The following is a 14,468-nucleotide window of genomic DNA, read 5'->3' on the forward strand; positions in this document are numbered from 1 at the left end:
CGCGTCGTCGTGTGCCCTCAGGCTCAGGCGTCGAGCCTCAGACGTCGAGGGTCTCTCGGAGGCGACGGACATGGCCGTCGGGGGAGACGTTGTACTCGGCGAGCTGGAGCGCGCCCGACTCGTCGACGACGAAGGTCGAACGCAGCGTGCCCTCGACGGTGCGGTCGCCGATCGTCTTCTCCCCGAAGCTGCCGTAGGCCTTCGCGACGGCGCTGTCTGGGTCGGAGAGCAGCGGGAAGGTCAGCGACTCGTCGGCGGCGAACGACTGGAGCTCCTCGGGGCTGTCGGGGGAGACCCCGAGCACGGCGAAGCCCCCGGCGGTCAGGGAGGCGAGGTTGTCGCGGAAGTCGCACGCCTCGGTCGTGCAGCCCGGAGTCGCGGCCTTCGGGTAGAAGTAGAGGATGAACCGCTGTCCTGCGAGACCCTCCTTCGAATAGGTCCGGCCGTCGGCGTCCTGGAGGGAGAAGTCCGGTGCCTGCTGCCCGACGGTGAGTGTGTTCGCCATGATCAGTGCCCTTTCGGTTGGTGTCCTGCCTGCTGGTGCCCGGCCGCCACGAGCGCGCATGCATGTGCGGCGGTCGATTCGATGAGGTCCTCAGCCTGCGCCGAGAGTTCGGAGAGGTCCGCCGGCCCCGGGGCGATCGAGAGCGCCGCGGTGATGCCGGCCTCCCGGCACTCGGCGGGAGTGAGTGCGACCCGTCCGGCGACGACGATGATGCTCGCCGAGGCGGGGGCATGATCGCGGACGGCCGCGACGACCTTGCCCCCGAGCGACTGCGAGTCGAACGACCCCTCCCCGGTGAGGACGAGATCGGCGTCGGCGAGGGACTGAGACAGCCCGACCGCCTCGGCGACCATCGTCGACCCGGGCACGACCTCGGCGCCGAGGAGGGCGGTGAGCGCGAGCGGGATCCCGCCGGCGGCTCCGAATCCGGGGGTCGCGGCCATCGACTCGGCCTCGGCTGCGGACCCGGCGAGCACCTCGGCGACGTGGGTGAGACCGGCATCGAGACGCTCGACGGCGGGGGCATCGGCGCCCTTCTGCGGACCGAACACGGCAGCGGCGCCGCGGGGACCGGTGAGCGGGTTGTCGACGTCGACGGCGATGCGCCAGCGCACGGCGCGGGCACGCGGGTCGAGGCCGGAGTCGTCGATGGCGGACAGCGACGCCAGACCACCGCCGCCGGGCGGGATGGGTTCGCCCGCCGCATCGGTGAACCTGGCCCCGAGCGCGGTGACGATTCCGGCACCGCCGTCGGTGCTCGCCGAGCCGCCGATGCAGAGGAGGATCTCGTCGACCCCCTCCTCGAGGACGCGGGAGGCGATGAGGCCGACGCCGTAGGTTCCCGCCCGCTCGGGTTCGAGAGGCACGTCGGAGACCTGGGGCAGGCCGTTGGCCTGGGCCGCCTCGATGACCGCGGTCCTCCCGTCGGCGGAGAGCCCGTAGCGGGCGGTGGTCGGGCGCCCGAGCGCGTCGACGACGTCGACGGTCCGCGCCGGGGTGCCCCAGACGGCCAGCAGCGCTTCGAGCGTGCCCTCACCGCCGTCGGCGAAGGGCAGCTGCGTGATCCGCGCGCTGGGGAAGGCCTGGGCCGCTCCACGGGCGAGTGCCGCGGCCGCGGCGGGGGCACCGGCTGAGCCCTTGAAGGAATCGGGCGCGCAGACGATGACGGGGGCTTCTTCGCTCATGAGCACATTCAACCTCACGGTTCCACTCGACACCACTGGCGCACTTGCGTTCATCATACGGAAAAATATTTCCGAAAGCGATGACTTTCCCGGTGCTACCGCGGGCGTCATCGCCGCTGTCGGCGGATTTGACATCGCTGTGAGACCCGGGCCACACTCGAGGCAACGAATGGAAGAGTGCTTCCGAGATGCGAAACGAGGTCGATGTGGACCTGATCGAATTCGATCGGCTGCCGGAGGGTGAGGCCCGCGAGGTCGTGCGCCCGTGCCTCGACGTCGAGCGCTGGATCTCCGGCGTCGTCGCCGGTCGCCCCTACGCCGATGTCGAGGCGGCGCTCGAGCGTGCCCGCACCGTCGCCTCGCCGCTTCGGCCCGAGGAGATCTCCGCCGCGCTCGCCCATCATCCCCGGATCGGGGAGAAGGCCGCAGGCGATTCCGCCGAGGCTGCCCATTCCTCCCGCGAACAGGCCGGACTCGGCGCCCTCGACGGATCCGTCGAGGAGCGTCTGCGCGCCGGCAACGCCGCCTACGAGGAGCGCTTCGACCGGGTCTTCCTCATCCGCGCCGCCGGCCGCTCGCCGGAGGAGATCCTGGCCGAACTCGACCGCCGCATGACCAACACGCCCGAGGACGAACTCGCCGAGGTGGGCGACCAGCTCATCGAGATCGCCGTCCTCCGACTCTCAGGGATCCTCGCATGAGCTTCATCACCGCCCACGCCCTCGACTCGACCGCAGGCACTCCGGCCGTGGACCTCGCCGTCACCCTCTTCGACGGGGACACCGAGATCGTCAGCGCCCGCACCGACGCGGGCGGCCGGGTCAGCGACTTCGGACCCGAGCGCCTCGAGCCGGGAACCTACCGAATCGTCTTCGGCACCGGAGAGTACTTCGAGGCCCAGGGCATGGACCACTTCCACCCGCAGGTGACGATCGACTTCACCGTCAAGGAGGGCGAAGCCCACTACCACATCCCGCTGCTGCTCAGCCCGTTCGCGTACAGCACGTACCGGGGAAGCTGAGGCACCACAGCACTGCGCGACCACAGACACCAGGGGAAGCAGGCCCCCTGCAGGATCTCCATCCTCAACAAACCGCCGAAGCTCGCCGGAGACCCGGCAGCCTCGTTTTCGATATCCGGGCCGATCACGGCACAACGAGGAGTACGGCAATGAGCACAGTGAAACTCACGACGAACCAGTACGGCAAGGCGGAGAACCGCCTCATGCGGGTCTACCGCGACACCGACCGCCACGAGATCCGTGATCTCAACGTCACCTCCCAGCTGTGGGGCGACTTCGAGACCGCGCACACCGAGGGCGACAACGAGCACGTCGTCGCCACGGACACCCAGAAGAACACGATCTTCGCGAAGGCGAAAGAGCTCGGAGTGACCTCCCCGGAGCAGTTCCTCCTCGGGCTCGCCGACCACTTCACCTCAAGCTTCGACTGGGTGAGCGGCGGACGCTGGGAGGCCGAGGAGTTCGGCTGGGACCGGATCAACGACCACGACCACTCGTTCTACCGAGCCGCCCCCGAGGTGCGCACGGCGCTGCTCACCCGTGACGGCGACAAGGACACCCTCATCTCCGGCTTCCGCGACCTCACGGTGCTCAAGACCACCGGCTCCGGATTCGTCGGCTACCCGCGGGACAAGTACACGACGCTGCCGGAGACCGAGGACCGGATACTGGCGACCGACATCGCCACCCGCTGGGTCTACAACACGACCGACCTCGACTTCGAGGCGACGTACGAGAAGGTCAAGGCGATCATCCTCGACGCCTTCACCGACCACTACTCGAAGGCCCTGCAGCAGACCCTGTACAAGATGGGCGAGAAGGTCATCGACCAGGTCGACGAGATCGACGAGATCCGCTTCTCGTGCCCGAACAAGCACCACTTCCTCTACGACATCGAGCGCTTCGAGCTCGAGAACCCGAACGAGGTCTTCATCGTCGCCGACCGTCCCTACGGTCTCATCGAGGCGACCTTCACCCGCGACGGCGTCGAGGAGTCGAAGGACGCCTGGACGAACGTCCGGGGCTTCTGCTGACCCGCTAGAGCGGACTCGGACCCGCGGGAGACCCTCCCGCGGGTCCGTTCGTCGACCCCCGCACCGCGTTGACCCCGACTTTTCGTCGACCCCGACTTTTCGTCGACCCCTGACAGAGAGGCAAACCCCGATGACTGCACTGTCCTCCCGCCCCGACCACACCACCGCAACCAGCACCACCGCAACCACCGCCGACGAGGAGGTCGACGAGTGGCTCGAGTCCTGGGAGGGGCTCGTGAGCACCCAGGGCACCCTGCGCGCCGGTGAGATCATGGAGGCCCTGCGCCGGAGGGCGGCGACGAACTCCGTCGCCCAGCCCAAGGTGACGACGACGGACTACGTCAACACCATCCCGGCCGACCAGGAGCCCGCCTATCCGGGGGATGAGCGCCTCGAGCGCCGCTACCGGAAGTGGCTGCGCTGGAACGCCGCGATGCTCGTCCACCGGGCCCAGCGGCCGGAGATCTCCGTCGGCGGGCACATCTCGACCTATGCCGGGGCGGCGACACTCTACGAGATCGGGCTGAACAACTTCTTCCGCGGCCAGGACCATCCCGGCGGCGGCGACCAGGTGTTCTTCCAGGGCCATGCCTCCCCGGGCATGTACTCCCGCGCCTACCTCGAGGGCAGGCTCACCGAGGCGCAGCTCGACGGCTTCCGCCAGGAGGCCTCCCGGGCGCCGAACGGCCTGAGCTCCTACCCGCACCCGCGGCTCATGCCCGGCTTCTGGCAGTTCCCGACCGTGTCGATGGGGCTCGGGCCGATCAACGCGATCTACCAGGCGCAGATGAACCGCTACCTCCACCACCGCGGGATCGCCGACACCTCCGAGCAGCGGGTGTGGGCGTTCCTCGGCGACGGGTAGATGGACGAACCCGAATCGCGCGGCGCACTCCAGCTCGCGGCGAACGAGGGACTCGACAACCTCACGTTCGTCGTCAACTGCAACCTCCAGCGCCTCGACGGGCCCGTGCGCGGCAACGGCAAGATCGTCCAGGAGCTCGAGGCGGTCTTCACCGGCGCCGGCTGGAATGTCATCAAGGTCCTCTGGGGCCGCGAATGGGACTCCCTGCTCGCCGCCGACCGCACGGGTGAGCTCGTGCGGATCATGAACGAGACCCTCGACGGGGACTACCAGACGTTCAAGGCCGAGTCCGGAGGGTTCATCCGCGACAACTTCTTCGGCCGCTCCCCGGTGACGAAGGGCCTCGTCGAGCACCTCAGCGACGATGACATCTGGAACCTCAAGCGCGGCGGCCACGACTACCAGAAGGTCTTCGCCGCCTACGACCGGGCGGTCCGGGAGCCCGATCGGCCCACCGTCGTCCTCGTCCAGACCGTCAAGGGCTACGGGTTGGGGACGAGCTTCGAGTCGCGCAATGCGACCCATCAGATGAAGAAGTTCTCCGCCGATGACATCAAGGCCTTCCGTGACCGGATGGACATCCCGATCTCCGATGCCGTCATCGATGCCGACCCGTACCAGGTGCCCTACTATCATCCGGGACCCGACGACGAGGCGATCGAGTACCTCATCGAGCGGCGCCGCCGCCTCGGCGGGTTCGTCCCCGAACGGAGGACCGAGCGCAGTGCGATCACCCTGCCCGCGGTGAGCGAGAAGGCCTTCGCCCAGACCAAGAAGGGATCAGGGCAGCAGAAGGCGGCGACGACGATGGCCTTCGTCCGCCTGCTCAAGGACCTCATGCGCGAGAAGGGCGTGGGGGAGCGGATCGTGCCGATCATCCCCGACGAGGCGAGGACCTTCGGCATCGACGCATTCTTCCCGACGGCGAAGATCTACAACCCCAACGGGCAGAACTACCTCGCCGTCGACCGGGAGCTCTTCCTCTCCTACAAGGAGGCGAGCTCCGGTCAGCTCCTCCACGTCGGGATCAACGAGGCGGGGGCGGCCGCCGGGTTCACCGCCGCCGGCACCGCGTACTCGACGCACGGGCAGCCGATGATCCCCATCTACGTCTTCTACTCGATGTTCGGCTTCCAGCGCACCGGCGACGCGTTCTGGGCGGCAGCCGACCAGATGACCCGCGGGTTCATCATCGGTGCGACCGCGGGGCGGACGACCCTGACCGGGGAGGGACTCCAGCACGCGGACGGGCACTCGCCCGTGCTCGCGGCGACGAACCCGGCCGTGCGGATCTACGATCCGGCCTTCGGCTACGAGATCGGCCACATCATGCGCGACGGCCTCCACCGGATGTACGGCGAGCACGACCTCGGCGAGGCGGCGCGCAACGTCATGTACTACCTCACCGTCTACAACGAGCCGATGGTCCAGCCGGCCGAACCCGAGGACGTCGACGTCGAGGGGATCCTCAGGGGCATCCACCGGATCGCCGAGGCGGGGGCAGGGTCGCGTCCGCGCGTGCAGCTCCTCGCCTCAGGGGTCGCGGTGCCGTGGGCGCTCGAGGCCCGCGGGCTGCTCGCCCAGGACTGGGACGTCGATGCCGCCGTGTGGTCGGTGACCTCGTGGGCGGAGCTGCGCCGGGACGGACTCGAGTGCGAGGCCGCGCGTCTGACCGATGTCGAGGCCGCATCGCGGGTGCCCTACGTCCGTCGCCGCCTCGGCGGGGAACCCGGTCCGATCGTCGCCACCAGCGACTTCGACTCGACGCAGCCGGATCTCATCCGGCCCTTCCTCTCCCAGGACTTCGCGACGCTCGGCGCCGACGGGTTCGGCTTCTCCGACACGCGGGCCGCGGCTCGGCGTCACTTCCGCATCGACGCCCATTCGATGGTCGTCCGGGCCCTGCAGCTCCTCGCCGACCGGGGCGAGGTGCCGACTGCGGCCCCCGCCGAGGCGGCCCGGAGGTACCGACTCGACGACGTCAGCGCGGGCAGCTCGGGCACGGCGGGCGGGGATGCCTGAGGGGGCTCAGGAACCGCGGCGCATGTCGCGGGAGATCTGCTCGGCCGCCGAGCGGAGCAGGGGGATCGCGCGGTCGGCGAAGTCCTCGTCGACGCGGCTGATCGGCCCGGAGACGGAGATCGCGAGCGGGGACGGGGCATCGGGGACGGACATCGCGAAGCAGCGCACCCCGAGCTCCTGCTCCTGTTCGTCGATCGAGTACCCGCGCTGACGGATCCGCTCGAGTTCGGCTTCGAGCTCCTCGATCGTGCCGATGCTGTGCTCGGTCGGGGTGGGCATGCCCGCGGTGGTGACGATGTGGCGGACCTGCTCGGGGTCGAGCTCGGCGAGGATCGCCTTGCCCACACCGGTGTCGTGCATATGGGTGCGGCGTCCCACCTCGGTGAACATCCGCATCTGCCGCTCGGAGGCGACCTGATCGACGTAGACGACCATGTCCCCGTCGAGGGTCGCGACGTTCGCGGACTCGCCGAGCTCCTCGACCAGCGTGCGCAGGTAGGGTCGGGCGATCGCCCCGAGCTGCGCACCGGCGAGATTGCCCAGGCGCACGAGTCCCGGCCCGAGTGCGTAGCCGCGGCCCGGCAGCTGACGGACGACGCCGAGGCCGAGCAGGGTCGAGAGCAGCCGGTGGATCGTCGGCAGGGGGAGGTTGACGTCGGCGGCGATGTGGCTGAGCGTGGCCGAGCCGGAGGAGTTCGCGATGCACTCGAGGAGGCCGAACGCGCGCTCGACGGACTGCACCCCGCCCTTGGTCTGGCGGATCGCGGGGGTGGCTGAGTCGTTCGTGGTCATCCGTAGTCCTCTTCCTCGAAGTGGGCGACACCTCCGCTCAGTCTACTGCGGAATGGAAGAAAGTTTCCGTTGACCGCCCGCTCCCGCTAGATTTTCCATGATGCAGAAGCTAACATCCGTAATACGGAAATGATTCCATCAGAGAGGATGACATCATGGCTGTTCCCAGCCCCGGATACTCCATCACCCTGCGTGTGGCCACGGCCGTCGGGCAGTCGTCGACCTCGGATCTCGTGGCCGCGGCCGCGGCGACCGGCGCCGGCATCACCGCGCTCGACGTCGTCGAATCCACGCCGGACACCGTCGTCATCGACGTCAGTGCCGACACCCGCGACGTCGCCCACGCCGAGGAGGTCTCGACCGAGCTGAGCGCCCTGCCCGGCGTCGACGTCCGGAAGGTCTCCGATCGGACCTTCCTCCTCCACCTCGGCGGGAAGCTCGAATCGACGCCGAAGGTGCCGCTGCGCAACCGCGACGACCTCTCCCGTGCCTACACCCCCGGCGTGGCTCGGGTGTGCAAGGCGATCGCTGCGAACAAGGACGACGCGAGGCGCCTGACGATCAAACGCAACACCGTCGCCGTCGTCACGGACGGGACCGCGGTCCTCGGCCTCGGCGACATCGGGCCCGAAGCGGCGATGCCGGTGATGGAGGGCAAGGCCGTCCTCTTCAAGCAGTTCGCGGGGGTCGATGCGTGGCCGGTGGCCCTCGACACGAAGGACACCGAGGAGATCATCGCGATCTGCAAGGCCATCGCCCCGGCCTACGGGGGGATCAACCTCGAGGACATCTCGGCCCCACGCTGCTTCGAGATCGAACGCCGCCTGCGCGCCGAACTCGACATCCCCGTCTTCCACGACGACCAGCACGGCACGGGCATCGTCACGCTCGCGGCGCTGAAGAACGCCCTCAAGGTCGTCGGCAAGGACATCGCCGAGGTGCGCATCGTCGTCTCCGGGGTCGGCGCTGCCGGGCACGCGATCATCCGTCTCCTCCAGGTCGCCGGGGCGCAGACGATCATCGCGTGCGGTCGGGACGGGGCGATCGGACCGAACTCGACCGTCGACACCGAGCACAAGGTGTGGCTGAAGGAGAACACGAACCCCGAGGGCTTCGAGGGCAGCCTCAAGGAGGCGGTCCGCGGTGCCGACGTCTTCATCGGCGTCTCGGCTCCGAACGTGCTGAACGGTGACGACATCGCCGCGATGAATGACGGGGCGCTCGTCTTCGCGATGGCCAACCCCGATCCCGAGGTCGACCCCGCCGAGGCGCTCAAGCACGCCGCCGTCGTCGCCACCGGGCGCAGCGACTACCCGAACCAGATCAACAACGTCCTCGCGTTCCCCGGGATCTTCCGCGGTCTCCTCGACGCCGAGGCCACCGACGTCGACGAGTCGATCATGGTCGCCGCCGCCGACGCGATCGCCTCGTGCATCCCGGAGGAGGACCTCCATCCCGGCTACGTCGTGCCCTCGGTCTTCGACCCCGAGGTCGCGAAGAAGGTCGCCGAGGCGGTCGCCGCGGTCTCGCGGTGAATGTGGGTGACAATGGTGGGGAGCCGGCACGCTCACTCACACGGCAACGGAAGAGGATGAAGTGAAGCAATCAACGCTCGATGACATCGATGCTCTGCTCGCGGACACGGACGAGCTGCTGAGCACGCGTTATCCGGGCGATCGGGACGTGCGCCAACCCATCCACACGGTCTACGTCCCAGGTCACCAGGCCGATCCGACCGTCCCCCGGCAGTGGGGTGAGCAGGCGCTCGCTGCCGTCGAGGACAACGGCGGCATGGTCCAGCTCGCCGAACGCGTCATCGTCGCCGCCCGCAGGGAGGCCGACGAGACCCTGGGGCTCACCCCGCCGAGCCTCCACCAGGTCGCCCGGGAGGCGGAGCTGCTCGCCGAGGCGGTGACGCGGAAGCTGACGACGGAGCCGATCGAGGATCTCCGCTACGACTTCGAGGACGGCTTCGGCGACCAGGGCGACGAGGCCGAGGACGCCGCGGTGCGCGAGGCGGCCCGTGCGGTCGTGGCCGGGATGGCCGAGGACACCGCGCCGGCGTTCGTCGGGATCCGGTTCAAGTGCCTCGAGGCTGCGACCCGGGCACGGGGTCTGCGCACCCTCGACCTCTTCGTCTCAGGCGTCATCGCCGCCCACGGTTCCCTGCCCGAGGGGCTCGTCCTCACCCTGCCGAAGGTGAGCACCGCCGACCAGGTCACGGCCATGGTCGCGGCACTGCGCGACCTCGAGGAGGAGCACGGCCTCGACGACGGGGCACTGACCTTCGAAGTCCAGGTCGAGACCCCGCAGCTCATCCTCGGCGCCGACGGCACCGTGCCCGTGGCCCGGGTCCTCGACGCCGGAGCGGGACGCATCACCTCGCTCCACTACGGCACGTATGACTACTCGGCGTCGATGGGCGTGGCCGCCGCCTACCAGTCGATGGAGCATCCCGTCGCGGACTTCGCGAAGAATCAGATGATGGTCGCCGTCGCCGGCACCGGCGTCCACCTCTCCGACGGGTCGACGAACATCCTCCCGGTGGGGGAGCCGGCGGCGATCGAGCAGGCATGGAGCCTCCACGCCCGCCTCGTGCGCAGACATCTGCGCCGCGGCATCTACCAGGGCTGGGACATGCACCCGCACCAGCTGCCGACCCGGTTCCTCTCGACCTTCCGGTTCTACCGGGAGGGGCTCGAGCTCGCAGCGCAGCGGCTGCGCAGCTACGTCGGGCAGGAGGACTCGGCCGTCCTCGACGAACCGGCGACGGCGAAGGCGCTCGCCCGCTACCTCAGCCGGGGCCTGTCCTGCGGGGCGCACACGCCCGAGGACATCGCCGAACGCACCGACATGTCCGCCGAGGTGCTCGAGCAGATCGCCCGCACCGGCGGCATCGCCACAGAGAAGGAGACCCGCGCATGAGCATCACCACCGACCCGTACACCTATTGGGCTCCGACCGGTGGGCACCCGCCGCAGTCGGATCTGCTCACCGACAGGGCGATCGTCACCGAGGCCTACACGGTCATCCCGCGTGGGGTGCTGCGCGACATCGTCACCTCGGCGCTGCCCGAATGGTCGGACACGCGCTCGTGGGTGCTGAGCAAGCCGGTGGCAGGGGGAGCGGTGACGTTTTCGCAGACGATCCTCGAGGTCCAGCCCGGCGGCGGCTCGCAGGCCCCCGAACCGCAGCCCGAGGTCGAGGGATTCCTCTTCGTCATGGCCGGTGAGCTCACCGTCACCCATGAGGGCACCGACCATGTGCTCACCCCGGGCGGGTTCGCGTACCTGCCGGCCGGATCGACGTGGTCTGCGCACTCGACCGGCGCCGAGGCGGCCCGCTTCCACTGGGTGCGCAAGCGCTACCAGCCGGCGGCCGGGCTCATCCCCGAGGCGGCCTTCGGCAACGAGGCCGATGTCGAACCGTCCCCGATGCCGGGAACCGACAACCGGTGGCGGACGACGAGGCCGTTGGATCCTGGGAACCTCGCCTACGACATGCACGTCAACATCGTCACCTTCGAACCCGGCGCGGTCATCCCGTTCGCGGAGACGCACGAGATGGAGCACGGCCTCTACGTCCTCGAGGGCAAGGCCGTCTATCGTCTCAACGGCGACTGGGTCGAGGTGCAGGAGGGCGACTTCATCTCGATGCGCGCCTTCTGCCCGCAGGCCTGCTACGCGGGCGGACCCGGCCGCTTCCGCTACCTCCTCTACAAAGACGTCAACCGCCAGGTCGAGCTCTGAGAGCGGGACCTGACGGCTGAGGTGTGGAGCTGGAGCGCCTCAGATGAGCTGCAGCGTCCTGGCGGTGTACTCGGAGAGCTCGGTGAGCAGAGTCTCGTCGTCGGCGAGGCTGCGCCCGAGCGAGGGGACCATGTCCTTGAGCGCGGGCTCCCATCCGTCGTACTGACGGGGGAAGCAGGTCTTGAGCAGGCCGAGCATGATCGCCACCGCGGTCGACGCACCCGGTGAGGCGCCGAGGAGGGCGGCGATCGAACCGTCGGCCGAGGACACGAGTTCGGTGCCGAACCCGAGGACGCCGCCGCGCTTGGCATCGTGCTTCATCACCTGGACGCGCTGACCGGCCTGGATGAACTCCCAGTCGGCAGGGTCGACCTCGGGGATGAATTCGTTCATCGCCGCGAATCGGGCCTTCTTCGAGGCTGCGAGTTCGGAGAGCAGGTAGGTGACGAGGTCCGTGTTGTCCTTGGCGACGCCGAGCATCGTCGGCAGGTTGTTCCCGCGGACGGAGAACGGCAGGTCGGTGAAGCGACCGCGCTTGAGGAACTTCGGCGAGAACCCGGCGTAGGGGCCGAACATGAGGTAGTCGTTGCCGTCGACGACGCGGGTGTCGAGGTGGGGCACGGACATCGCGGGTGCGCCGAAGGAGGCCTGGCCGTAGACCTTCGCCTGGTGGCGGGAGACGAGCTCGGGGTTCGCGGTGCGCAGGAAGATGCCGGAGACGGGGAAGCCGCCGTAGCCGCGTCCTTCGGGGATCCCGGACTTCTGGAGCAGCGGCAGGGCGCCGCCGCCGGCGCCGATGAAGACGAACTTCGCACTCACCTTGTGCGTCTCGCGGGAGAGCAGGTCACGGACCGTGACGGTCCAGCCGTCGGAGGAGCGGTCGAGGTCGGTGACCTGGTGGCTCGTGCGGATCGTCGCACCCTTGTCGGCCATGTAGCGCAGGAGCTGGCGGGAGAGCGAACCGAAGTCGACGTCGGTGCCGATCTGGGTCCGGGAGATGCCGTTGACCTGGCCCGGTCCGCGGCCCTCGAACATCAGCGGCAGCCATTCGGCCTGCGTGGCCGGATCGTCGGTGTACTCCATCTCGGCGAAGAGCGGGTTGCGGACCATCTGCTCACGACGGTTCCTGATGTAGTCCCGACCCTTCTCGCCGCGGCCGTAGCTGATGTGCGGGACCTGGTTGATGAAGTTCTTCGGCTCCGGAAGGACGCCGGTGTCGACGAGGTGCGACCAGTACTGGCGCGAGTGGTGGAACTGCTCGTTGATCTGCGAGGCCTTCTTCAGGTCGATGTGGCCGTTCGCATCCTCGGGGGTGTAGTTGAGCTCGCACAGAGCTGCGTGACCGGTGCCGGCGTTGTTCCACGGGTCGGAGCTCTCCTTGGCGACATAGTCGAGCTTCTCGTAGACCCGGATATCCCATTCGGGCTGGAGTTCGGTCAGCATCGCGCCGAGGGTGGCGCTCATGATGCCGCTGCCGATGAGGACAACGTCGACCTTTTCCTGCGTTGAGGGCATTTCCGCTCGCAATCTTCGTCAGAGGTGTGAAGTATCGACCTTCACATTACTCCCCGCCGGGGTCCGGGCCGAAGTCGGGGCCGTTGGCGCCCGCACGGACCCCGATCAATGGCAGTGCCAACCCCAGCCGACATCGTGGCAGTTGTCACCGGGCTCCGTCGGCGTCGGAGACCGAGTGGGAGGGCTCGTCGGAGGAGGTTCTGTCGGCGGCGGGCTCGTCGGTGGAGGTTCCGTCGGAGGAGGCTCCGTCGGTGGCGGGCTCGTCGGCGGAGGGCTCGTCGGTGGAGGTTCTGTCGGCGGAGGGCTCGTCGGTGGAGGTTCTGTCGGTGGCGGACTTGTCGGCGGTGGTTCCGATGGCGGAGGATCGGTCGGCGGCGGAGGCGCGGGCCGTCCCGGGCCGGGATCCCCCGGTCCGGGATCCCCCGGACCAGGATTGTTCGGGCCGGGATCGCGAGGTGCCGGCGGCGCCGCGTTCGGACCGCCGGGCTCGCCGGGAGCCGGAGGAGCAGGGGCCGGGTTCCGAGGTCCCTCGTTCGCCGGGACCGCGGGCACAGCGGCATCGGGAGAGCCGGCCGCCGGAGGGGCGACCGGAGAGCGCAGGTCCTCGCCGGGGTCGTCGTCGGCCAGGCCGGTCTCCGGCTGCACGGGCGAGGAGGTGGGACCCTCGACCTCCGGAGCGTTCGGGCTCGGGTCGAGTGCCCACACGGTCGCGGCGATCGCCGCCGTCGCGATGAGGGCGGCCGCGGCGATCTTGAGGCCGAGGGCAAGACCCGAAGGCGAGCCTGCCGCGCCGCTGCCGGACTGGGAACTGAAGAAGACGGTCTCGGAGTTCTGCGCGCCGGCCGGCTCTGCTCCGGCCGACTCTGCTCCGGCCGGCTCTGCGCCGGCGTTCGCGGCGGCGACGGGCGGGACAGCCGGGAACTGCTCGGATTCGATGAGCGCGGCGGCGAGGACGGCGGGGGTCAGCCACGCCCCGAGCTTCGTGTTGATGCGCCCGAGCAGCAGCGTCTGCCGGCGGCAGTACTGGCAGTGCCGCAGATGCGTCTCGATCGATGCTCCCCGTCGGCGGCCGAGCTGCTTGCGGACGTAGCGGGCGAGTTCGGAGGAGTACGCCGCGCATGCGGGCCTGGCCGGTTCGACGAGCTCCTGGAGGTAGGCGGTGCGCAGTCCTTCCCGAGCCCGGCGGAGCAGGGAGTTGAAGGAGTTCGGGGAGAGGCCGAGGGCCCCTGCCGCCTCGGCGGTGGGGGTGCCGTCGATGTCGATGAGCGTGATCGCGGTCTGCCAGGTCTCCGGCAGTGAGGAGAACGCACGGGCGAGGTGCTCGCGTTCGGCGATCTCGTTCGCGTGATCCCGCGAGCTGCTGCCGGCGAGGACGTCGAGGACCTCGGGAAGGACGGCGGTCGTCGCGCTCGTCGTCGCGGTGCAGCGGTAGGACTCTGAGCGCACGGCGGTCATGAGGTAGGACTTGAATGCGTCTTCGGGGCCCGCGCCATTGCCCCACGCGCGCCAGATCTTCGCGAACGCCTCGGCGACGGCGTCCTCGGCGCGCGGGCGGTCGCCGGTGAGGCGGATCGCGTAGTGGAGGGCGGGATCGTGGTGGCGGGCGTAGAGCTCTGCGAAGGCCTGCCGTCCGCTGGCCGAATCCGGGGTGTGCTCCCGGATGAGAGCGACGAGCTCGGCATCGGTCGCCGTCCCGCCGTCGTCCACGGGACTCTCGTCGTCAGGGGTGGGACTGGGGGATTCGGTCATGGACTCGTCATCGTCGGAAGCGGGGAATTCGA

General features: G+C 69.3%; 11 protein-coding genes and 1 pseudogene. 7 read left to right on the top strand and 5 right to left on the bottom strand.

Going from position 1 to position 14,468, the window contains the following annotated elements:
- Positions 1–37: 37 nt before the first annotated feature.
- Both ACQ1RG_RS07730 and ACQ1RG_RS07735 read right to left on the bottom strand, forming a co-directional pair.
- Positions 38–505, bottom strand: a complete 468-nt coding sequence (locus tag ACQ1RG_RS07730; protein WP_280559056.1) for a peroxiredoxin — start codon at positions 503–505, stop codon at positions 38–40.
- A gap of 2 nt (positions 506–507) precedes the next feature.
- Positions 508–1,689, bottom strand: a complete 1,182-nt coding sequence (locus ACQ1RG_RS07735; protein WP_095376099.1) for a glycerate kinase — start codon at positions 1,687–1,689, stop codon at positions 508–510.
- A gap of 206 nt (positions 1,690–1,895) precedes the next feature.
- Here ACQ1RG_RS07735 and uraD point away from each other — a divergent pair, with 206 nt between their 5' ends.
- The 4 genes and pseudogenes from uraD (at position 1,896) to aceE (ending at position 6,631) form a co-directional block, all read left to right on the top strand.
- Positions 1,896–2,390: a 2-oxo-4-hydroxy-4-carboxy-5-ureidoimidazoline decarboxylase gene (gene uraD, locus ACQ1RG_RS07740; RefSeq protein WP_176472467.1), complete on the top strand. Its 495-nt coding sequence runs from the start codon at positions 1,896–1,898 to the stop codon at positions 2,388–2,390.
- Positions 2,387–2,710, top strand: a complete 324-nt coding sequence (uraH, locus tag ACQ1RG_RS07745; protein WP_063249924.1) for a hydroxyisourate hydrolase — start codon at positions 2,387–2,389, stop codon at positions 2,708–2,710. Before uraD ends, uraH begins: the two co-directional genes overlap by 4 nt.
- A 149-nt stretch (positions 2,711–2,859) precedes the next feature.
- Positions 2,860–3,744, top strand: coding sequence for a factor-independent urate hydroxylase (gene pucL / locus ACQ1RG_RS07750; RefSeq protein ID WP_009378007.1), 885 nt, complete (start codon positions 2,860–2,862; stop codon positions 3,742–3,744).
- A 130-nt stretch (positions 3,745–3,874) separates the two neighbouring features.
- Positions 3,875–6,631, top strand: a pseudogene (aceE, locus tag ACQ1RG_RS07755) (pyruvate dehydrogenase (acetyl-transferring), homodimeric type).
- A 6-nt stretch (positions 6,632–6,637) separates the two neighbouring features.
- Here aceE and ACQ1RG_RS07760 read toward each other — a convergent pair.
- On the bottom strand, positions 6,638–7,423 hold the full coding sequence (locus ACQ1RG_RS07760) for an IclR family transcriptional regulator (protein ID WP_009378011.1): 786 nt from the start codon (positions 7,421–7,423) through the stop codon (positions 6,638–6,640).
- A 155-nt stretch (positions 7,424–7,578) separates the two neighbouring features.
- Here ACQ1RG_RS07760 and ACQ1RG_RS07765 point away from each other — a divergent pair, with 155 nt between their 5' ends.
- The 3 genes from ACQ1RG_RS07765 to ACQ1RG_RS07775 all read left to right on the top strand — a co-directional run bounded on the left by ACQ1RG_RS07765 (position 7,579) and on the right by ACQ1RG_RS07775 (position 11,172).
- A complete protein-coding gene (locus ACQ1RG_RS07765) occupies positions 7,579–8,958 on the top strand; it encodes an NAD-dependent malic enzyme (RefSeq protein ID WP_009378013.1) in 1,380 nt (459 codons plus the stop codon).
- Between the two features lie 61 nt (positions 8,959–9,019).
- On the top strand, positions 9,020–10,348 hold the full coding sequence (locus ACQ1RG_RS07770; protein WP_197932323.1) for a DUF6986 family protein: 1,329 nt from the start codon (positions 9,020–9,022) through the stop codon (positions 10,346–10,348).
- Positions 10,345–11,172: a bifunctional allantoicase/(S)-ureidoglycine aminohydrolase gene (locus tag ACQ1RG_RS07775; RefSeq protein WP_430600817.1), complete on the top strand. Its 828-nt coding sequence runs from the start codon at positions 10,345–10,347 to the stop codon at positions 11,170–11,172. The genes ACQ1RG_RS07770 and ACQ1RG_RS07775 overlap by 4 nt, the downstream gene beginning before the upstream one ends.
- A gap of 39 nt (positions 11,173–11,211) precedes the next feature.
- On the opposite strand, the gene mqo is transcribed toward ACQ1RG_RS07775, so the two are convergent.
- Together mqo and ACQ1RG_RS07785 are read right to left on the bottom strand one after the other, a co-directional pair.
- Positions 11,212–12,687, bottom strand: a complete 1,476-nt coding sequence (gene mqo, locus ACQ1RG_RS07780; RefSeq protein WP_009378021.1) for a malate dehydrogenase (quinone) — start codon at positions 12,685–12,687, stop codon at positions 11,212–11,214.
- Positions 12,688–12,792: 105 nt separating this feature from the next.
- On the bottom strand, positions 12,793–14,436 hold the full coding sequence (locus ACQ1RG_RS07785; protein ID WP_430600818.1) for an RNA polymerase sigma factor: 1,644 nt from the start codon (positions 14,434–14,436) through the stop codon (positions 12,793–12,795).
- Between the last annotated feature and the right edge of the window lie 32 nt (positions 14,437–14,468).

The sequence above is a fragment of the Brevibacterium sp. K72 genome, assembly GCF_050562175.1.
Taxonomy (GTDB): Bacteria; Actinomycetota; Actinomycetes; order Actinomycetales; family Brevibacteriaceae; genus Brevibacterium; species Brevibacterium casei.

Excerpts from the sequence above, each read along its gene's own strand:
- ACQ1RG_RS07730 (WP_280559056.1), bottom strand. The coding sequence starts at position 505 with ATGGCGAACACACTCACCGTCGGGCAGCAGGCACCGGACTTCTCCCTC.
- ACQ1RG_RS07735 (WP_095376099.1), bottom strand. The coding sequence starts at position 1,689 with ATGAGCGAAGAAGCCCCCGTCATCGTCTGCGCGCCCGATTCCTTCAAG.
- uraH (WP_063249924.1), top strand. The coding sequence starts at position 2,387 with ATGAGCTTCATCACCGCCCACGCCCTCGACTCGACCGCAGGCACTCCG.
- pucL (WP_009378007.1), top strand. The coding sequence starts at position 2,860 with ATGAGCACAGTGAAACTCACGACGAACCAGTACGGCAAGGCGGAGAAC.
- ACQ1RG_RS07760 (WP_009378011.1), bottom strand. The coding sequence starts at position 7,423 with ATGACCACGAACGACTCAGCCACCCCCGCGATCCGCCAGACCAAGGGC.
- ACQ1RG_RS07765 (WP_009378013.1), top strand. The coding sequence starts at position 7,579 with ATGGCTGTTCCCAGCCCCGGATACTCCATCACCCTGCGTGTGGCCACG.
- ACQ1RG_RS07775 (WP_430600817.1), top strand. The coding sequence starts at position 10,345 with ATGAGCATCACCACCGACCCGTACACCTATTGGGCTCCGACCGGTGGG.
- mqo (WP_009378021.1), bottom strand. The coding sequence starts at position 12,687 with ATGCCCTCAACGCAGGAAAAGGTCGACGTTGTCCTCATCGGCAGCGGC.
- ACQ1RG_RS07785 (WP_430600818.1), bottom strand. The coding sequence starts at position 14,436 with ATGACCGAATCCCCCAGTCCCACCCCTGACGACGAGAGTCCCGTGGAC.